The sequence below is a fragment of the Yoonia sp. 2307UL14-13 genome (assembly GCF_037572755.1).
Lineage (GTDB): Bacteria > Pseudomonadota > Alphaproteobacteria > Rhodobacterales > Rhodobacteraceae > Yoonia.
The window spans coordinates 48,483-66,158 of record NZ_JBBIFZ010000006.1 but is presented as its reverse complement, the minus strand read 5'-3'; the positions used below and the strand labels follow the sequence as shown (position 1 = coordinate 66,158).

General features: G+C 60.2%; 21 protein-coding genes. 14 read left to right on the top strand and 7 right to left on the bottom strand.

The window, feature by feature from the left end; all coding sequences use genetic code 11:
* Positions 1–119 precede the first annotated feature (119 nt).
* Genes V8J85_RS14760 through V8J85_RS14745 form a run of 4 tightly spaced genes read left to right on the top strand, consistent with a single transcriptional unit; the run spans position 120 to position 3,004 of the window.
* Complete coding sequence (locus V8J85_RS14760) at positions 120–794, top strand: cell division ATP-binding protein FtsE (RefSeq protein WP_339954525.1); 675 nt, start codon at positions 120–122, stop codon at positions 792–794.
* Complete coding sequence (locus V8J85_RS14755) at positions 791–1,678, top strand: cell division protein FtsX (protein ID WP_339954524.1); 888 nt, start codon at positions 791–793, stop codon at positions 1,676–1,678. The genes V8J85_RS14760 and V8J85_RS14755 overlap by 4 nt, the downstream gene beginning before the upstream one ends.
* The gene (locus tag V8J85_RS14750; RefSeq protein ID WP_339954523.1) at positions 1,675–2,418 is read left to right on the top strand and encodes a lysophospholipid acyltransferase family protein; all 744 of its coding nucleotides are present in this window, start codon (positions 1,675–1,677) and stop codon (positions 2,416–2,418) included. Before V8J85_RS14755 ends, V8J85_RS14750 begins: the two co-directional genes overlap by 4 nt.
* Positions 2,396–3,004, top strand: a complete 609-nt coding sequence (locus tag V8J85_RS14745; protein WP_339954522.1) for a pyridoxamine 5'-phosphate oxidase family protein — start codon at positions 2,396–2,398, stop codon at positions 3,002–3,004. The genes V8J85_RS14750 and V8J85_RS14745 overlap by 23 nt, the downstream gene beginning before the upstream one ends.
* A 1-nt stretch (position 3,005) precedes the next feature.
* On the opposite strand, the gene V8J85_RS14740 is transcribed toward V8J85_RS14745, so the two are convergent.
* The 5 genes from V8J85_RS14740 to sseA all read right to left on the bottom strand — a co-directional run bounded on the left by V8J85_RS14740 (position 3,006) and on the right by sseA (position 7,892).
* Positions 3,006–3,689, bottom strand: a complete 684-nt coding sequence (locus V8J85_RS14740) for a M50 family metallopeptidase (protein WP_339954521.1) — start codon at positions 3,687–3,689, stop codon at positions 3,006–3,008.
* A 7-nt stretch (positions 3,690–3,696) separates the two neighbouring features.
* Complete coding sequence (locus V8J85_RS14735) at positions 3,697–4,659, bottom strand: acetyl-CoA carboxylase carboxyltransferase subunit alpha (RefSeq protein ID WP_339954520.1); 963 nt, start codon at positions 4,657–4,659, stop codon at positions 3,697–3,699.
* 68 nt (positions 4,660–4,727) lie between these two features.
* Entirely contained in the window at positions 4,728–5,684 is a 957-nt protein-coding gene (locus V8J85_RS14730) for an L-malyl-CoA/beta-methylmalyl-CoA lyase (protein ID WP_339954519.1), read from the bottom strand.
* A 157-nt stretch (positions 5,685–5,841) separates the two neighbouring features.
* Positions 5,842–7,026: an amino acid aminotransferase gene (locus V8J85_RS14725; protein WP_339954704.1), complete on the bottom strand. Its 1,185-nt coding sequence runs from the start codon at positions 7,024–7,026 to the stop codon at positions 5,842–5,844.
* The gene (gene sseA / locus V8J85_RS14720) at positions 7,026–7,892 is read right to left on the bottom strand and encodes a 3-mercaptopyruvate sulfurtransferase (RefSeq protein WP_339954518.1); all 867 of its coding nucleotides are present in this window, start codon (positions 7,890–7,892) and stop codon (positions 7,026–7,028) included. Before sseA ends, V8J85_RS14725 begins: the two co-directional genes overlap by 1 nt.
* Before the next feature lie 285 nt (positions 7,893–8,177).
* Here sseA and V8J85_RS14715 point away from each other — a divergent pair, with 285 nt between their 5' ends.
* From V8J85_RS14715 to V8J85_RS14670, 10 genes are all read left to right on the top strand, one after another.
* Complete coding sequence (locus V8J85_RS14715; RefSeq protein ID WP_339954517.1) at positions 8,178–8,750, top strand: TetR/AcrR family transcriptional regulator; 573 nt, start codon at positions 8,178–8,180, stop codon at positions 8,748–8,750.
* A gap of 33 nt (positions 8,751–8,783) precedes the next feature.
* A complete protein-coding gene (locus V8J85_RS14710; RefSeq protein WP_339954516.1) occupies positions 8,784–9,647 on the top strand; it encodes an SDR family oxidoreductase in 864 nt (287 codons plus the stop codon).
* 119 nt (positions 9,648–9,766) lie between these two features.
* Entirely contained in the window at positions 9,767–10,033 is a 267-nt protein-coding gene (locus V8J85_RS14705) for a hypothetical protein (protein WP_339954515.1), read from the top strand.
* Positions 10,034–10,332: 299 nt separating this feature from the next.
* Entirely contained in the window at positions 10,333–10,692 is a 360-nt protein-coding gene (locus V8J85_RS14700; protein ID WP_339954514.1) for a RidA family protein, read from the top strand.
* Between the two features lie 277 nt (positions 10,693–10,969).
* On the top strand, positions 10,970–13,294 hold the full coding sequence (locus V8J85_RS14695) for a type VI secretion system Vgr family protein (RefSeq protein ID WP_339954513.1): 2,325 nt from the start codon (positions 10,970–10,972) through the stop codon (positions 13,292–13,294).
* A 3-nt stretch (positions 13,295–13,297) separates the two neighbouring features.
* Positions 13,298–14,005: a hypothetical protein gene (locus tag V8J85_RS14690; protein WP_339954512.1), complete on the top strand. Its 708-nt coding sequence runs from the start codon at positions 13,298–13,300 to the stop codon at positions 14,003–14,005.
* A gap of 84 nt (positions 14,006–14,089) precedes the next feature.
* Entirely contained in the window at positions 14,090–14,836 is a 747-nt protein-coding gene (locus V8J85_RS14685) for a hypothetical protein (RefSeq protein WP_339954511.1), read from the top strand.
* Positions 14,833–15,237, top strand: a complete 405-nt coding sequence (locus tag V8J85_RS14680) for a hypothetical protein (RefSeq protein WP_339954510.1) — start codon at positions 14,833–14,835, stop codon at positions 15,235–15,237. Before V8J85_RS14685 ends, V8J85_RS14680 begins: the two co-directional genes overlap by 4 nt.
* Before the next feature lie 4 nt (positions 15,238–15,241).
* Positions 15,242–15,976 (top strand): DUF4123 domain-containing protein, encoded by a 735-nt coding sequence (locus V8J85_RS14675; protein WP_339954509.1) that lies wholly within the window; start codon positions 15,242–15,244, stop codon positions 15,974–15,976.
* A 21-nt stretch (positions 15,977–15,997) separates the two neighbouring features.
* Positions 15,998–16,300 carry a PAAR domain-containing protein gene (locus V8J85_RS14670; RefSeq protein WP_339954508.1) on the top strand — a complete coding sequence of 101 codons (303 nt, stop codon included), beginning with the start codon at positions 15,998–16,000 and terminating at the stop codon, positions 16,298–16,300.
* Positions 16,301–16,522: 222 nt separating this feature from the next.
* On the opposite strand, the gene V8J85_RS14665 is transcribed toward V8J85_RS14670, so the two are convergent.
* Both V8J85_RS14665 and dapD read right to left on the bottom strand, forming a co-directional pair.
* Positions 16,523–16,807, bottom strand: a complete 285-nt coding sequence (locus tag V8J85_RS14665; RefSeq protein WP_339954507.1) for a hypothetical protein — start codon at positions 16,805–16,807, stop codon at positions 16,523–16,525.
* On the bottom strand, positions 16,808–17,635 hold the full coding sequence (gene dapD / locus V8J85_RS14660) for a 2,3,4,5-tetrahydropyridine-2,6-dicarboxylate N-succinyltransferase (RefSeq protein WP_339954506.1): 828 nt from the start codon (positions 17,633–17,635) through the stop codon (positions 16,808–16,810).
* Between the last annotated feature and the right edge of the window lie 41 nt (positions 17,636–17,676).

The following is a 17,676-nucleotide window of genomic DNA, read 5'->3' as shown; positions in this document are numbered from 1 at the left end:
GCTGCAATCTAGCAATCGGCGCGGCAAAGGCAAAGGATTTGCGCGCAGGCCCGGTGGGGATCATTGCAACATGTTGCAGTTTTGGGCAGAACGGCGCCGGGATCAAAGGATGCGCGACAGTGATCGAACTGGAAAATGTCTCTTACGGCTATGGGGGTCAGGCGCTATTTTCCCAAGTGTCGCTATCACTTACGCCAGGCGCGTTTCATTTCCTGACCGGTCCGTCCGGGGCGGGGAAAACCACGCTGTTGCGTCTGTGCTATGCCGATCTGCTGGCGATGCAGGGCCGGATCAGCCTGTTCGGGCAGGACGCTGCGACGCTGAACCGTGACGCGGTGGCAATGGCACGGCGCCGGATCGGGGTGGTGCACCAGGATTGCGCCTTCCTTGACCATCTGTCGATCGCCGAAAATATCGCGCTGCCGCTGACGGTCGCGGATCGCGGGGACGAGGCCGCGGCCAACCTGCCGGAATTACTGAATTGGGTCGGCCTGACTGCCCAGATGGACCAGCTGCCCCCGACTTTGTCGGGGGGCGAACGGCAGCGCGCGGCACTTGCGCGCGCCGTGATCATGTCACCCGATGTCATCATCGCGGATGAGCCCACGGGCAACGTCGATTGGGAGATGTCGCAGCGCCTGCTGACCCTGCTGGTCGAGCTGAACAGGATGGGCAAGGCCGTCCTGATCGCCACCCACGACCTGACGCTGATCCGCACGATGAAATCAGAGATCAACGCCCGGGTGCTGCGCCTGAAAAACGGTGCGCTCGAACAGGCCGGGGCAGAGCTATGAAGGCAGTGCTCGACCTGATCGTCGGCGACCCGCAAGCCGATCGCGCAGTGCCGCCAACCGGGATCACGGCGCGACTGACGATATTCGTGGCCGGTGCGATGGCCTTTCTGGCAGTATTCGTGCTGGCCCTGTCGCTCAGCGCCGGGCGGGCCGCCGATCGCTGGGCGAACGAACTGGCGCAGGCCGCGACCCTGCGAATGCCTATCGACACACCGGCCGAAGAGATCGCGCGTGCAGTCGACATCCTGAACACGACGCCGGGGATCGCCGCCGCGCGGGCCTTGACGGTCGATGAACAGCAGACGCTGCTGGCCCCCTGGTTGGGTGCGGAACTGACGCTCGACGCGCTACCCGTCCCGCAACTGATCGAAATCGTCGCGACAGACGAAGGCTATGATCGGGCAGGCCTGCAAGCCCGGCTGACCGGAGAGTTTCCCGATGCCGTGCTGGATGATCATGGCCGCTGGCGCGCGCCGCTGATCGCCGCAGCCGGTCGGTTGCGACTGATCGGTGGGATCGTCACGCTGCTGATCGGGGGTGCCATGGCGGCGATGATCGTGCTCGCCGCGCAGGCGTCCCTTGCCGCGAATGCTCAGGTGATCCGGGTGCTGCGTCTTGTCGGGGCGCGTGACATCTATATCGCCCGCGCCTTCGTGCGGCGGTTCACCCTGCGGGCCCTTATCGGCGCCGTGATTGGCGCTGTCTTCGGGGTGATCGCATTGCAGCTTTTGCCAGATGGTGGCGCGACGGGTGGTTTCCTTGCCGATATCGGGTTTCGGGGGGCTGGGTGGCTATGGCCTCTGGTCATTCCGCTGCTTGCGGCTATCGTGGCGTTCGTTGCGACGCGGGCGGCAGCCCTTGCGCGGTTAAGGGATGAGACATGAGTTATGCGGTACAATGGGTCCGGTCGCTGATCTTCAATGCATCGATGTATGTGGCGATGCTGGTCATCGGGGTCGCCTATCTGCCCGCCGCCATCGCCTCGCGTCGGGGCGCGATCGCGGGCTGTCATATGTATTGCCGCTGGGTGATCTGGAGCGCATCGTGGATGATCGGGCTTAAGGTCGAAATTCGGGGTGAACCGCCAACGGATGAGGTCATGGTCGCGGCCAAGCACCAATCGTTCTTTGACGTGCTGGTGATCTATGGGGCGATCCCACGGGGTAAGTTCATCATGAAATCCATCCTGAAGTATGCTCCGATCATCGGGCAATTTGGCCTGCGCATCGGATGTATCCCAGTGCAACGGGGCAAGCGGGGTCAGGCCATCAAAAGAATGGTCGCCGACGTGCAGGCCGGTCGTGCATTGCCGGGGCAGTTGATCATCTATCCGCAGGGGACCCGCACAGCACCCGGTGACTACCGCCCCTACAAGATCGGGACTGGTGCGCTTTATCGGGAATTGGGTCAGCCGGTCGTGCCGGTCGCCACAAATGTGGGGGTGTTCTGGCCCAAACGCGGTGTGCTGCGCAAACCGGGCATTGCCGTTTTCGAGTTTCTGCCGCGGATCGCGCCAGGCCTGCCCGTCGATGAATTCATGACCCGGCTCGAGGCCGACATTGAAAAGACGTCGAACAGGCTCAATGCAGAGGCCGGATTTCATGCCCTCCCATCGGATCACTGACATCGCCGCGCTCGAGGCGCTTTATGGCACGCCGGGTGAGGCGTCGCTGATCAAGGTCGCCGATCATCTGACCCCGCTTTATGCCAAATGGATCATGACATCGCGCCTGTGCATCGTATCGACCGTCGGGCCGAGCGGCACCGACGGCAGCCCGCGCGGCGATGACGGGCCGGTCGTGCAGTCGCTCGATCCGAAAACGCTGCTGTTGCCCGACTGGCGCGGCAACAACCGGATGGACACACTGCGCAACATCGTGGCGGACGGGCGGATCAGTCTGCTGTTCCTGGTGCCGGGATCGAACAATGTGATCCGTGTGAATGGCACCGCAATCGTGTCCGTCGCGCCCGACCTGTTGGAAAGGTTCGGCCAAGCCGGGCGCCTGCCGCGCAGCGTGGTGGTGATCACGGTGGCCGAAGTCTATAGCCAATGCGCCCGCGCGCTGATGCGGGCCCGGGTGTGGGGCAGTGGCGATGAAAGCGGCGATCTGCCCGGCGTCGGCGATCTGCTGGCCGAACAAAAGGCCGATTTCGACGGTGCCGCCTACGATGCGGCTTGGGGCGACCGGGCAGCCAAGACGATGTGGTAGGTCAGCGCCGTAACCGCGGCAGGGCCAGATTGCTCGACCGGCCCAGCCCATAGCGCAGGCAGCAGCCGATCACGACCAGGCTGATCATCAGCCACAACCCGCCCCACATCACCGTGGTGCCGCCGAACTCATCCGCCAGCATCCGCGCATCGGACCGCAGATAAGATCGCGCGATCGTGTCGCTGAAGATGTCATAGGGCACGTAGAACATGCTGCTAAGGCCAATGATCCGCAGGATGAGATCGTTGATGGCATGTCCCAGAAAACGGGCGCTCAGCAACATGGCAAGGCCTGTGCCAATCGTAAACATCAACGCAAACGCATCCCGCACATAAAGCGCGGCCACCAAAAGCGTCACGGCACCGCATAACGCCATGATCCATTTGTCTGCCTTGGTTCGCAAAGCCGCAATCAACAGGACAACGCCGATCAGCAGAGACCCCAGATACCCGGCGCTAAGGCTGATGAAGCGATTGCCGCCGCGACCGGCGACAAGGCCACCCTGTTGCGCATCGATATTCAGGTTCAGAACCTCGCCACCCGTCAGCGTAATTGCGATGGCGTGGGACAATTCATGCAGATAGACGATCAGTATCTTCAGAGGGATCATCACCGGCGTAGACCACAGTGCAAAGACCAACAGGGTCAACAAGACCAGTTGCCAGTGCCCCCGGATCAGACGCATCGACCCGTCAGGCGGCGAGGCCGGTTTGCCCCAGCCGCAGATACTTGGACCGGCGATCGCCGCGCAGATCTTCCGGCGACTGATCCGTCATGGCATCCAGCATCTGGGTCAACGCTTTGCCCACGCCGGTAAAAATCGCCTCACGGTCCCGATGGGCGCCGCCAAGTGGCTCACTGATCACCTTGTCGCAAACGCCCAACTCGCTCAGGTCTTTGGACGTCAGGCGCAGCGCCTCTGCTGCTTCGCGCATCTTTTCAGCGTCTTTCCACAGGATCGAGGCACAGCCTTCGGGGCTGATCACGGAATAGATCGAATGTTCCAGCATCGCGACCTTGTTCGCCGTGGCAAAGGCCACCGCGCCACCCGATCCGCCCTCACCAATGACGATGCTGATCAGTGGTACGCCCAGGGCCAGGCATTTCTCGGTCGATCGCGCGATGGCTTCGGATTGTCCGCGTTCCTCTGCCCCTTTGCCGGGATAGGCGCCAGGCGTGTCAACAAGGGTGATGACCGGGATGCCGAACCGATCGGCGAGGTCCATGAGGCGAATGGCCTTACGATACCCTTCGGGGCGGGCCATACCGAAATTCCGCTCGATCCGTGATTTGGTGTCGTTGCCCTTTTCATGGCCGATCACCATCACTGGCTTGCCATCGAACCGGGCGAGGCCGCCCATTACTGCGTGGTCATCGGCAAAGTTCCGGTCACCCGCCAGCGGCGTGTATTCGGTGAACAAGGCCTCGATATAGTCCTTGCAATGCGGCCGTTCGGGGTGGCGGGCCACGAGGCATTTCCGCCAAGGTGTCAGATCGGCATAGAGCTTTTCCAGAAGGTCGCGCGCCTTTTTATCAAGGGCAGCGGCCTCTTTCTCGACATCCATTTCATCGTTCTCGCGGGCCATGGCGCGCAGCTCTTCCGCCTTGCCTTCGATCTCGGCGAGGGGTTTTTCGAATTCGAGGTATTGGGTCATGCCGTCCGTGCCTTTTGCCTGCGCTCAGCTGTGTATGGCCGATGCGAAATGCCTTGGCAACGTGTGGCTCAGCCCGCAATCATCTCGGACTGGCGCACGATGACCTCGGCCTGCTTGATCGAGGCGATATCCACCAGGCGACCCTTGTAGACGGTCGCGCCTTCGCCGCGTGCCTTGGCGTCTTCCATCGCAGCGAGGATTTCGCGGGCTTCGGTGACGGCTTCCTCAGACGGGGTGAAGACTTCGTTGGCAAGGGCGATCTGCTTGGGGTGGATCGCCCATTTGCCGACCATGCCGAGGGTGGCGGACCGGCGGGCCTGTGCGCGATAGCCATCGTCATCGCTGAAGTCGCCGAAGGGCCCGTCGACGGGCAGCACCCCATGGGTTCGGCAGGCGGCGACGATGGCCGTTTGTGCCCAATGCCAGGGGTCGGAATAGTGGTGCGTGCTGCCGTGCAGCATGTAGTAGTTTTCCTGCGTGCCACCGATCCCCGTGGTCTGCATCCCCATGGAGGCCGCGAAGTCGGCCGCACCCAGCGACATTGCCTGTAGGCGGGGTGAACTTGCTGCGATCTCTTCCACATGGGCGATCCCGGCAGCGGATTCGATGATGACCTCAAAGCTGATTTTCTTCGTGCGGCCCTTTGCTGCCTCGATCGCTATGACCAGCGCATCCACCGCGTAAACATCCGCCGCGCAGCCGACTTTCGGGATCATGATCTGATCAATCCGGTCACCTGCCTGTTCGAGCACATCGACCACATCCTTATACCAATAAGGGGTGTCGAGCCCGTTGATCCGCACGCTCAGGTACTTGGTGTTCCAGTCCACATCGTTGATCGCCTGAATGACATTGGCGCGGGCTGTGTCCTTGTCGGATGGCGATACGCTGTCTTCGAGATCAAGGTTGATGACGTCCGCAGCGCTAGCCGCCATCTTCTCGAACAGCTTGGTGTTCGAGCCGGGGCCGAACAGCTGGCAGCGGTTCGGGCGGGCGACGGGGGCGGGTTGCAGGCGGAATGACATGAGCGATCCTGTGGGTGTAATAATTGCGCGTTGGGTTGCGCAACGGGTAGATTATTGCGCGGTGATGGGCAAGTGTATTCTGCAGGTGCAGCATGGTTGCAAAGTTTTCCTTGGAAAACTTTGACGGGCAGAAGGAATTTTCGAAAATTCCTTCGCTTCAGACCCCCGCAGCCACAATCGCCCTGGCCAGTACCGGCACCGTTTCCGCGTTCAGCCCCGCCACATTGATCCGGCTGTCACCAACCATGTAGATCCCGTGTTTGTCCCGCATCTCCTCGACCTGTTGCGGCGTCGCGCCGATCCGGCTGAACATGCCGCGGTGATGGGCGATGAAATCGAACCGGTCGGAATTGGTCAGCCGTTTCAGCTCATCCGCAAGCTGCTGACGCAGGGCGAGCATGCCGTTGCGGGTTTCTTCCAACTCGGCTTCCCAATCGGCTCGTAACGCGGGATCGGTTAAGATCGTGGAAACGACCCGCGCACCGTGGTCGGGCGGGAAGGAATAGTTCTGCCGGTTGAGGAAGGCGAGTGTCTGTTGTGTCAGCGCTTGCTGGTCCGCATCCTTGGCCACCGCCATCAGAATGCCTGTGCGTTCGCGGTAGATGCCGAAGTTCTTGGAACAGCTTGCGGCGATCAGGCAGTTTTCGAACGATCGCGCGATCAGGCGGGTGATCTGGGCATCATCATTCAGCCCGTCGCCAAAGCCTTGATAGGCGATGTCGATCAGCGGCACGGCGCGCTTTTCCTGCAGGATGCCAATGACTTGGCTCATCTGGTCATAGGTCAGGTTCGCGCCGGTCGGGTTGTGGCAGCAGCCATGTAGCAGAACCACGTCGCCCTCCGCGACCTTGCGCAGGTCGGTCAGCATCCCGTCGAAATCGACTTCGCGCGTGGCGTTGTCGAAATAGGTATATTTGGCCATTTTCATGCCGAGATATTTCAGGATCGATGGATGGTTGGGCCATGTGGGGTTGGAGAGCCAGACGGTCGCATTGGGCGCGGCCAGCCGGATCAGTTCGAGCGATTGTCGAATCGCACCCGTGCCGCCGGGTGTGGCGACGGCGGCGATACGCTCGGACGGGACGGCGTCGCCCAAGACCAAATCGCGCATGGCTTTGCCAAACGCGGGGTCACCGGCAAGGCCGGTATAAGCCTTGCTGGATTGGTCCGCAAGGATGCGCCGCTCAGCCTCTTTCACGGCCCGCATGACCGGCGTGTTGCCAGAGGCATCCTTGTAGACGCCGACGCCCAGATCGACCTTTTCATTGCGCGGATCGGCCTTGTAGGCCGCCATCAGTGCAAGGATTTTATCGGCAGGTTGGGCTGTGAGATTTTCCAGCATCATGGGGCTCCGGTTGCGATGGGAAGGTCGGCATACATGCCCCATTCGGACCATGAACCGTCATAAAGCGAATGATCGGTTTTCCCGATCCGTTCGAGGGCGAGGGCAAGGATCGCGGCGGTGACGCCGGACCCGCATGTGGTGATGACAGGCTTTTGCAGATCGATGCCTGCATCCATGAAGATGGTGCGCAGGGTATTGGGCGGTTTCATCGTGCCGTCTTCGTTCAGAAGGTCCTGATAATACACGTTTTTCGACCCCGGAATGTGACCCGCACGCAACCCTTCACGCGGTTCGGGCGCGTCGCCGCGAAAGCGGGCCGGGGCGCGGGCGTCGATGACCTCGTGATCGCCGAGTTTCGCCGCGCGGGCGACATCCGTCACGTCGCGGACCATGTGCCGTTGGGGGGTCACCGTCATGTGCCGGTCGCGGATCACTGGCGGGTTGGCGGTGACCTTGAACCCGTCGTCCAGCCACTTGGGTAGGCCCCCATCCAGCACAGCGATATTGGTCTGCCCCATCAGCCGAAACAGCCACCAGACACGCGCGGCAGAGAAGATGCCGGACCCGTCATAAACCACGACCTGATGGCCGTCGCCGACGCCCATGGACCGCATGCGGGACATGAATTTTTCAACGGGCGGGGCCATGTGCGGCAGTTCGGATCGTTGGTCGGAAATCTCGTCGATATCAAAGAAACGTGCGCCGGGGATGTGGCCCTTTTCGTACTCGGCCCGGGCATCGCGATCGGCGTCGGGCAGGTACCATGAGGCATCGAAAATCCGCAGGTCCGGGTCCTTGAGATGGGCGTCGAGCCACTCTGTGCTGACCAGTGTTTTGGGGTCGTCGGATGCGGGCGCGGTCATGTTGGAATCCTGTCCTCTGCCAGCCGCATGGGTAGCGCGCGGGGGCGGATCAGACAAGGGGGATGCGTCGCCGGGCAGCATCGCCGCGAATCATTCGTTAATGCTGGGGTTTTGGCGAAAATCGGCGATCGGAATTGCATCGGAAAACCATCGGAATTCCATCGGACCCTCGCGTGCGCCACCCCCTGGATTAACGCAACGCGCGGTCGTTTTGGTTAAGTATGTCTTGCGGCGGCGTCCGATCATGATATTTGAGTAATGAATATTCATTACTGTAAGTGAACCATGCCCCGCCCGACCAAGGAACAGGTCTTTGACCAGATCAAGGATGCCGTCGTCGCGGTTGTCGCCGCGAAGGGAATCGGTGCGGCGTCGGTGGGTGAGATCGCGAAGGCCGCGAAGGTGTCGCCCGGAACGATCTATCTGCATTTCGAAAACAAGGACGATATGCTGCAGCAGGTCTATCTGCGGATCAAATACGAGTTCCACGCGACCTTGATGACGGCCGCTGATGCGGGCACGGCGCAAGAGGTCATCCGTCAGATGTGGATGAACCTGTTCGATTTTCTGCATCGCCGCCCGAATGACTTTCTGTATCTGGAATATGCCGGTGCCGCGCAGGTGCTGACGGATGAACAGCGGACGGAGGTCGCGCCGTTGCAGGCCGAGGTAAATGCGCTGGTTCAGACGACGCTGGATCGCGCCAGCATGGCGAGCGTGTCGCTGGATGTGGCTGTCAATCTGCTGATCGGTCCGGCGATGCATCTGGCCCGCAAGGCGGTGCTGTCCGGCGCTGTGCCAGAGCAGGCCGAGATCGATCAGACCTTTACCCGTGTTTGGGCCAGTTTGCGCATGTAACGCGCGCCTTCTTCACATCGAAAGGATGATACCATGCCAAAGACCATTCTGATCACCGGAACCTCGACCGGTTTGGGCGTCAGCCTTGCCGTGCAGGCCGCACAGGCGGGCCATATCGTTTATGCGACCATGCGGAACCTTGCCAAACGCGGGGTGCTGGATGCCGCGGCGCAAGAGGCGGGGGTTTCACTGAACGTGCTGCAGCTGGATGTGCAGGATATGGCGACGATCACCGCTGCCGTGGATCAGATCATGGCGGATCATGGCCGCATCGATGTGCTGATCAATAATGCTGGGGCCGGATACGTGCGATCAACCGAGCAGGCGACGCTGGAAGATATCGACTGGGTGATGGATGTGAATTTCATGGGCGTCGTCCGCTGCACCAAGGCCGTGATCGGTCATATGCGCAAGGCGCGGTCGGGCCATGTTGTTACCGTGTCGTCTGTCGGGGGGCTGGTGGGGCAGCCGTTCAACGAAATCTATTGCGGCGCCAAATTCGGGGTCGAAGGGTATATGGAGGCGATGGCGAGTTACATCACCCCCAGCTTCGGCATCAACTTCACGACCGTTGAACCGGGCGGGATCAAGTCGGAATTCGCGGCCTCGGTCCTGAAACAGGTGGGCGAGACCGGCGGGATGCTGGAGGACGAGTATTTGCCGATCCTGCAGAAATACGTGGGCGGATCGCAGGACCGGCAATCGGGCGAGAGTGACATCTATCAGACCGCGGATGAGGTGGCTGCTGTGGTGATGGAATGTGTTGCATCCGATAGCCCGCCGATCCGCAAGCGGACGTCAAAATGGGGCGAGGATTTCTGTGCGTTGAAGACCGACCTGGACCCGGACGGGAAGAAGCTGCAGGCGCAGGTGGTGAAGCAGTTTCTGGGCGGGTGAGGAGGAGGCCCCGGGTCAAGCCCGGGGCGCTGACGCCGTTTCACCCCTGATAACCGCGATTGATGACCTGTCTTCATTTACATAGAGCAATGTAGAAAGCGCCAGAGAGTCGTCATGCCATGAAGTCCCTCATTCTTGCGACTGCCACGATTTTCCTATTGGCAGTTGGCTTTTTCGCGTGGACCTGGCGTTATCCGCTGCACATTGGCTGGCAGGGTGAAATGCCCGTGGGATATTATCGGTTTCAGGTGGTGACCTACCAAACCGCCGATTATGGGCATCGAAACAATGTGGGCGTATTTTCCAAAGTCGGCACGACGGCTGACTTTTTTCAGTATGTGACAGGTATCAAAAAACCTGCGGACTTTCAGCTTGGCGATGGGTAGGGCGCCCAAGCCCGATAACTTTCTGGGACGTCGAATGCATGCCCTTCTGCTTTCGGCGTGTTTGGCGGGTGAAGGGGTGGCCCCGTCAAGCCCGTGGCGGGTGTCCCTGGTGGTGGCGCCGTCCCGGGCTTGACCCGGGACCTATCGGTTTGAGGGTGCGGAAGGGATCTTCGGGAGAGTGATTTGGTGTTTGTGTTGGTGGCCCTTGGTCAGCTCTGCGGGGCTTTGCTGCCGTTCGTTCCTTAAACCCAGATGTCTGCTAAGACTGATTGAGAAAATCAGCGGGTTAGGCGAGAATCATGAACATCAAACGTATTCCGAGCAATGCACCCGGTCGCAGTGATGCTGTAGCTTTCAACGGGATGACATTTCTAGTCGCCTACGATCCCGACGCGGCAGAGGAAATTCAGGCGCAGACTCGCAACTGCCTAAGGTTTCTGGAGACTAAGCTATCCGAGGTAGGTAGCGGAAAACAGGCGCTCCTTCAGGTCACAGTGTTCTTAAGCGACATGACAATGAAACCAGCGATGGACGAAGTATGGTGTGATTGGATCGGGCCTGAAAATAACTGGCCTCAAAGAGCATGCGTTGGCGCTGACTTGGGCGACGATGTATCGCTCATTGAGATCACTGCTATTGCTGCACAAATTGAAACCTGACCCTCGCGCGTTGTGCAGCATTGCGTAGGTTTGGGCTCAAACCAGACATGCCCGAAGTATCCAACGCCAGCGACACACGCTCCCATCATGCTGCAGCACCGTCCGTCCCCCCCCACACCCCAAAGGCGACCGCGCCACACCCTGCGAAACCTGCCTGCCGCCTCTTGACGTGGGGGTGACGTGGTTTGATAGTCGTGCTTAATATTGTTTGTCTCTTGGCTGGCGGCCCCTCCCGCGATCGCCGGTAAAAAGTCATCTAGAACGCAGAGGTTGAAAGATGTCGATTTCCTTTGATCAGACAGGTCGTTTCGGTCGCCTGACCACGAATTTGGGCGACAGCGCACTCGCCCTCATGCGCTTTAACGGTGAGGACGCGGTCAATGCGCTGTTCACCTATTATGTCGAGGCGATCTCGCTCGAGCCGGATATCGACCTGGGTGGTCTGATCGGCAGCCATGCCAATATCGCCTTTGAAACCCTGATCGGTGAGACCCGCCATTTCGACGGCATCGTGACCGAGGCCGAGAATATGGGGGGCAGCACCAACGGGAACCTTTATCGTCTGACCTTGCGCCCCTGGTTCTGGCTGTGCGGGCAGCGCAAGAACCATCGTATTTTCCACAACAAGACCGTCGTGCAGATCATCGAAGAGGTGTTCGGCGACTGGAGCGGCGCCTCTGACCCGTTGTTCGAGAACCGGTTGGCCAGCAATTACCCCGAGCTGGAATACACCGTGCAGTATGGCGAGAGTGATCTGGATTTCATCACCCGCCAGATGGAGCGGTTCGGGATCAGCTATCATTTCACCCATACCGATGGCGGGCATACGCTGGTCATGACCGACATGTCCGAGAATTTCACCCCGCTGTCGGGCCAGACCCGGCCCTATGTGAATGCGGTGGGTGAGTACAACATGGAGGAAGAGCATTTCTGGGGATGGAAGGCCGGTCGTGGTCTGACCACCGGTGCGGTCCGCATGGCCGATTTCAACTTCAAGACGCCGAAGAAAGCGATGGAGGTCGATCGCGCAGGGGATCCCGGTTATGACGCCCATGGTGCCATCGAATCCTATTATTACCCCGGTGATTATCCGGATCAGGGCGCCGGTAAATCGCTGAGCAATCTGCGCCTGACGCAGGAACAATCCCGCGATCGCAGGCACCGCGTGCAGGGCAACGTCACGACGCTGAGTTCCGGCATGATCGTCGGCCCGAAAGAGCAGAAGGCCCCGGTGGTCAAGCCCGGGCCTTATGTCTGCCTGATGGCCCGCCATTCCTATACATCCGACAGCTATGGCAGTGGTGATACCGATACCGACGAGATGGCCTATCGCGGGGAATATGTGCTGACCGAGCTGGACGCGCCCTATGCGCCGGAACGCAAGACAGCTCGCCCGATCATCCACGGCCCCCAGACCGCGATGGTCGTGGGCGAGGGTGAGATCGATTGTGACGAACATGGCCGCATCCTTGTCCGGTTCCATTGGGATCTGGCGGGCGCCAATTCCATGCGGTGCCGGGTCGTGCAGACCTCGGCCTCGGGTGAGTGGGGCGGCATGATCATCCCGCGGATCGGGATGGAGGCGGTCGTCGAATTCCTGGAAGGGGACCCGGACAAGCCGATGGTCACGGGCTGCGTGTTCAACGGCGGCACGGACAGCCCTTATCAGCTGCCTGCGCACAAGACGAAACACGTGATGCGTGCCGATACCCATCAGGGCAGCGGTTTCAATGAGATCAGTTTCGAGGCCGAGGCTGGTCAGGAAAACATGGCCATCCATGCCCAGAAGGATCAGACGATCCGGGTTTTGAACGACCAAAGCGCCAATATCGCCGCCAACCGGATCGAAAATATCGGGGCCAATGCAAGCACCGCCATTACGGCCAACATGATGGAGCGGGTGGGCGCGAACAAGAGCATCACCGTCGGTGGTGGGGGCAGTGCCGGCCTGCTGCAGATGCTGATGCCGCTGGTGCAGGCGGGGGGCAAGTTCCTCAAGAAAGGCGCGCAAAAGGGCGGTGCGCCCGGGTCGGTGATGACCTTTGCCGGTGGCGTTGCCGGGGTCGCGGACATGCCCAAGGAGCTGGCCGCGATCGCGCAAAAGCAATCCTTTTCCGGCAGCGGCGAACATCGCAGCGGCGGTGGTGCCGCGCAGTTGCTGCAAGGCGCGATCATGTCCGCGCTTTTGGGCAAGCTGATGCCTGAAACCGGGTCGATGAACACCACGGTCGAGCGGCATAAAAAGGATACCATTGGCCAATCTGCCACCGAACAGATCGGCGTGGCCAAGAACACGGTTGTGGGCAACGTCATGACCACCTCGGTCGGGAAGCTGAAAAAGACCAAGGTGGGCGAGGATTACGAGCTGGAGACGAAGAAAAGTATCTTCAGCCGCACCCGCAAACATGTGTTGCATGCCAAGGACAAGTTCACCATCGCCGGACCGGGTGGCACGATCATCATCGACAAGTCCGGGATCACCATCAAGACCAAGCATCTGAAGGTGAAATCGCCCAAGGTCGACTTTACCTCGGGTGCGCCGGACCAGGTGGACGCGCTGAAATCGGACAAGGCTTTCGTGCAGGATTGTAAAGGCAAGTAGTCGGTGGCGATCACCTTCAACAGCTGCACCCATTGCAATGATTGCGACGATCTGCTGACAGAGATTCAACGGCGGATGCACAGCACTGAATCAGGCGGTGACAAAGGGCTGCTGACCCGCGTGCGTGAACAGATGTTCGGGTGTCAGACGCCCACGAACACGGTGAGTTCGCATGCCAGTTGCGCAAGCCACCGTTTGAGCGGCACGTGGGACGGCCATAACGAGGCCATTCGCGGCCAACATCGTCGCTTGCGCGATGCGGTCGACGACTACGATGACAACGATTGCGGTGACAAAGTCACTGACCAACCAGCGGCGCAACGTTTCATGCGCGGCGCACGCAATCTGGCCTATGGATCGCCGCCCGTTGTTGCGCCCGGCGACTATCAGGGGCCTGCGGGTTTAGCCAATATGGCCGCCGATCCGCCTGGGCGGAGCTGGGGGCAATGGTTGCGCGACGGAGCGCAGGCCGTGTGCGTTGGCGGGTTGCGTGCCGGGGGCACGTTGGGCGGCGCCGTTGGCGGTGGGCTTGTTATGGGTGGCAAGGGATTGCTTACCGGTGCGGGAACGGGAACACTGTTCGCCCCTGGCCCAGGCACTGTCGGCGGCGGTGTGATCGGCACGGCAGCCGGTGTATCAGTCGGTGTCGTCGGCGGCGGCGGTGCGGGTTACCTTGCCGGTGATCAGGTCGCAGATTGGTTATGCTATTGATGGCCCGGATCAAGGCGGAGGCCGATTATGTCCACTGACATCTGGAACTATCCCGAGACCGAGGCCGTGTTCCCGCCGTCACAGATGCATGAGATCATCGTTTGGTTGTCCTTGGATAGTCTGGGAGTGTTCTGGGAAGACTACCCGGTTTTAGCTGAGTACCTGCCGCAGGCACGAGATGCTGCCCGAGCAGCGCTTGAACCCTATCAATGGGGTGAAACGACAGCACCCGCTGAGACAAGACTTGATGAAGCGCTGGCCGCCAGAATTTCGCCAGCCAAGTCCCGCGAAATCGCGCTTTTTCTGCAGAGTCTTGTGAAATTGGAGAGCCTTGATCAAGTCGGCCCCTGGCGCGCATTCTTTGGAGAGTTCCAACATGCGCTTTCCGTTGAGGGCTTGAAACCGGAAACGGCACAATTATTGTCCGATCACTTCAAAGAAGAGGTGGTTGCCGAAAACACGGCCCGGACACAAAAACTGCAAGAGGCCGTTACGGATGTCGCGCTGTCTGATTGGGATTTGGCAATACATGCCTATTACGGCTTCAACTATTACAGCACAGATCAGTTTGACAAGAGCGTGGTCATCGTCGGTTTGAGCGAATTGACCGATGCTGTGCTTTTCAATGCTTTTCTGGCCCGACGAGTCACCACGTTGCCCGAAGCCGAACAAGACGCGGTATTGCAGGCCGTCCGGCAAAACTGGGTAGACATTGCCGAGGCCGACCCGATTGCGGCAATGAAAGGTGAAACAGTTGATGGCGAAGCCATTGCAGCTGCAATCCCGCCTGCATCCGTTTTGGTCCAGACATATACCGGTACGACTGAATGAAGTTGGATCAGGCCTATTTCGATCGCGTCGTTGCGTTGCAGAATGATGCGCATCTGTCGGCCTTGATCAAAGCGGTGCAGGCGGTGCCTGCCTTGGCTGACGGGACGGATGATCAAAGGGCAGCGATCGCCGACACCGTGCAACAGATATGGCACGATGCAGAGGCACTTGATTTTGAAAAACCTGTCTCTCGGCAGAAATACGTCTTGATCTACCTGACGCAAGCCCAATGGATGAAGAAACCTGCCCATCTGGCATATGCTGCCCGGATGATCGGCACGCCCAACCAGAACTGGCGTATCGAAAGTGGCGTGTTGGCAGTTTATGCGAATGTTGTTGCCGCGCACTATCTTGCAGCCCCGCTGATTGCGTTTATCAAGGGCGAGGAAAAGACAGGATGACCCCATGACCTCTGACGCATCCGACAACCCGCCGTTGGACCTGCCGCCGTCGATTTCGCCGCCGCCGGAACAGGAGGCGCTGGAATTGGGGATCGAGGCCGCCGTGTTCGATCCGCTGGATGCCGATGCCGCCGCGCTGGAAGAGGCGGGTGATACCGAGACGCTGCCGTTGAAGGCCTATCTGATGCTGGATGCGTCGGTCGATCCGGATATCCCGGTCTGTATCGAGGCGTTCAACAGCCCCTCGCGCTGCCTGTTCGATGGTGACGCTTTCGATCAACTGGCCGAGGTGGGCCCGTGGCTGGTTGAGGTCAAGCGCTATGACGATGCCTGGGACTGGTTTGTCGAGGATGGCTTGGGCAATGATTGGGGCATCATCATCCATACCCGCCTGCCGCTGATGCGTCTCAAGGTGCAGATGAAGAAATTCATCAAGATCGAGGACGAAGAGGGCGAGACCTATTTCTTCAAATTCTACCGGCCTGAACATTTCAACACCTATATCCCGGCCTTTGACGACGATCAGATCGCCCGCTTTTCCCGCGGGGTTGAGGCGTTCTTTGCCGAGACGGTCGACCCCGCACATCATCTGACCCATCACAAGGTGGTGGATGGCAAGTTCCAGTCGGAAAACATCGACCTGGTCGCCTTGGGTGAGCCGTTGCGGATCAAGCCCCCATCGCCCGAGGATGCGCAGGCTTTGATCGACGAGGTGATTCAGGATATGAAGGGGTCATGATGTTTGATTGCTGGGGAATGTATGATGGGTAAACCGATTGCCGTGCTGGGGTCGATGCATGTCTGCCCCAAGATCGATCCGGGCCCCAAGCCGCATGTGGGCGGCCCCGTGCAAAGCGCGGGCCAGAGCCACGTGAAGTTCAATGGGCTGCCGCTGGCCGTCGAAGGCGGTCAATGCCTGTGCACCGGCATGCCGGGCCCCGACAAGATGAGCAAAGGTTCGTCGAAGGTGAAGATCAACGGCAAGGGCGTCATGCGGATCGGCGACAGCACCGGCCATGGCGGCAAGATCGTGATGGGGATCCCGACGCTGACGTCGGATTAGAGCGGCGTTTTTAGAAGCTGAATTGTGCTCTAGCTATTCGGATCGCCTGGCGGGCATGGCTCTCAGCTCTGATGGGCAACCGTCGTGAGGCCGTCAGACCCGAACGGGTTGATTTGTAGACACCGTTTTTCTGCTCTTTCGCGAGGCTGAGGTGATGTTTCGCCAGAGGAGCATTAAATGACCGGCTTAAATCCAACACCAAGTTGCGGTCGTCGACGTCCGTCACCTCTGACCCGGTGTATCCTCCCAACGTGACCTCACCGCCCAGATGGTGGACACGATGATCACCACCTGGAAGGGGGCGTAGATCACGATCATCAGCAACAGGATCCGCCAGAACAGCGTCAGTTGCATGATGATCGTCAGTGTCACCGCGGGCAGGAAGAGTGCTGCGAGGATCAGGGCGATGATCAGGATGTCCACTGCCACCGGCCACCATGCCGCCTTGAACGACGGGCGGATGCCCGCCGCGATGCGCTTGCGCGCGAGCGTCCGGCTGATGATCATTCAGTCACGCAGCAATTCGTTGATCCCGGTCTTTGATCGCGTGCGTTCATCCACCCGTTTCACGATCACCGCGCAGTAGAGGCTGATCCCGTTCTTGGACGGCATCGATCCGGCGACGACGACGGAATAGGGGGGAACCTCGCCGTACATGACCTCGCCGGTTTCGCGGTCCACGATCTTGGTCGATTGCCCGATGAAGACACCCATGCCAAGGACCGATCCTTCGCGGACGATGCAGCCTTCGACAACCTCGGACCTTGCGCCGATGAAACAGTTGTCTTCGATGATCGTGGGGCCTGCCTGCATGGGCTCCAACACGCCGCCGATGCCGACGCCGCCGGACAGGTGCACGTTCTTGCCGATCTGCGCGCAGGAGCCGACGGTCGCCCATGTGTCGACCATCGTGCCTTCGTCCACATAGGCACCGAGGTTCACGAAGGACGGCATCAGCACGACGCCGGGGGCGATGAAGGCGGATTTGCGGACGACGCAACTGGGGACCGCGCGGAAACCGGCGGCCCGCCATTGGTTATCGCCCCAGCCTTTGAATTTGCTATCGACCTTGTCCCACCAGCCACCGCCCTGTGGGCCGCCGTCCTGCTGTTCCATGTCCTTGATGCGGAAGCCCAGCAGCACCGCCTTTTTGGCCCATTGGTTGACGTGCCATTTGCCGTCATCCTGTTTTTCCGCCACGCGCAGGCTGCCGCTGTCGAGGGCGTTCAGCGTATCCTCGATCGCTTCGCGGGTTTCGCCTGTGGTGGTGGGGCTGATTGTGTCACGGGCCTCCCACGCGGATTCGATGGCGGTTTCAAGGGCAGCATTGGACATGGGCAGGCTCCGTCATTGCAGTTTGGCGCGGTCTAGCGGAG

What these genes read in the sequence shown, in the direction of transcription:
- V8J85_RS14725 (WP_339954704.1), bottom strand. Translation starts at nt 7,026, where the DNA reads ATGCTGGAAAATCTCACAGCCCAACCTGCCGATAAAATCCTTGCACTG.
- V8J85_RS14715 (WP_339954517.1), top strand. Translation starts at nt 8,178, where the DNA reads ATGCCCCGCCCGACCAAGGAACAGGTCTTTGACCAGATCAAGGATGCC.
- V8J85_RS14680 (WP_339954510.1), top strand. Translation starts at nt 14,833, where the DNA reads ATGAAGTTGGATCAGGCCTATTTCGATCGCGTCGTTGCGTTGCAGAAT.
- V8J85_RS14700 (WP_339954514.1), top strand. Translation starts at nt 10,333, where the DNA reads ATGAACATCAAACGTATTCCGAGCAATGCACCCGGTCGCAGTGATGCT.
- V8J85_RS14670 (WP_339954508.1), top strand. Translation starts at nt 15,998, where the DNA reads ATGATGGGTAAACCGATTGCCGTGCTGGGGTCGATGCATGTCTGCCCC.
- V8J85_RS14750 (WP_339954523.1), top strand. Translation starts at nt 1,675, where the DNA reads ATGAGTTATGCGGTACAATGGGTCCGGTCGCTGATCTTCAATGCATCG.
- V8J85_RS14735 (WP_339954520.1), bottom strand. Translation starts at nt 4,659, where the DNA reads ATGACCCAATACCTCGAATTCGAAAAACCCCTCGCCGAGATCGAAGGC.
- V8J85_RS14730 (WP_339954519.1), bottom strand. Translation starts at nt 5,684, where the DNA reads ATGTCATTCCGCCTGCAACCCGCCCCCGTCGCCCGCCCGAACCGCTGC.
- sseA (WP_339954518.1), bottom strand. Translation starts at nt 7,892, where the DNA reads ATGACCGCGCCCGCATCCGACGACCCCAAAACACTGGTCAGCACAGAG.
- dapD (WP_339954506.1), bottom strand. Translation starts at nt 17,635, where the DNA reads ATGTCCAATGCTGCCCTTGAAACCGCCATCGAATCCGCGTGGGAGGCC.
- V8J85_RS14710 (WP_339954516.1), top strand. Translation starts at nt 8,784, where the DNA reads ATGCCAAAGACCATTCTGATCACCGGAACCTCGACCGGTTTGGGCGTC.
- V8J85_RS14740 (WP_339954521.1), bottom strand. Translation starts at nt 3,689, where the DNA reads ATGCGTCTGATCCGGGGGCACTGGCAACTGGTCTTGTTGACCCTGTTG.
- V8J85_RS14675 (WP_339954509.1), top strand. Translation starts at nt 15,242, where the DNA reads ATGACCTCTGACGCATCCGACAACCCGCCGTTGGACCTGCCGCCGTCG.
- V8J85_RS14695 (WP_339954513.1), top strand. Translation starts at nt 10,970, where the DNA reads ATGTCGATTTCCTTTGATCAGACAGGTCGTTTCGGTCGCCTGACCACG.
- V8J85_RS14665 (WP_339954507.1), bottom strand. Translation starts at nt 16,807, where the DNA reads ATGATCATCAGCCGGACGCTCGCGCGCAAGCGCATCGCGGCGGGCATC.
- V8J85_RS14755 (WP_339954524.1), top strand. Translation starts at nt 791, where the DNA reads ATGAAGGCAGTGCTCGACCTGATCGTCGGCGACCCGCAAGCCGATCGC.
- V8J85_RS14705 (WP_339954515.1), top strand. Translation starts at nt 9,767, where the DNA reads ATGAAGTCCCTCATTCTTGCGACTGCCACGATTTTCCTATTGGCAGTT.
- V8J85_RS14745 (WP_339954522.1), top strand. Translation starts at nt 2,396, where the DNA reads ATGCCCTCCCATCGGATCACTGACATCGCCGCGCTCGAGGCGCTTTAT.
- V8J85_RS14685 (WP_339954511.1), top strand. Translation starts at nt 14,090, where the DNA reads ATGCATGAGATCATCGTTTGGTTGTCCTTGGATAGTCTGGGAGTGTTC.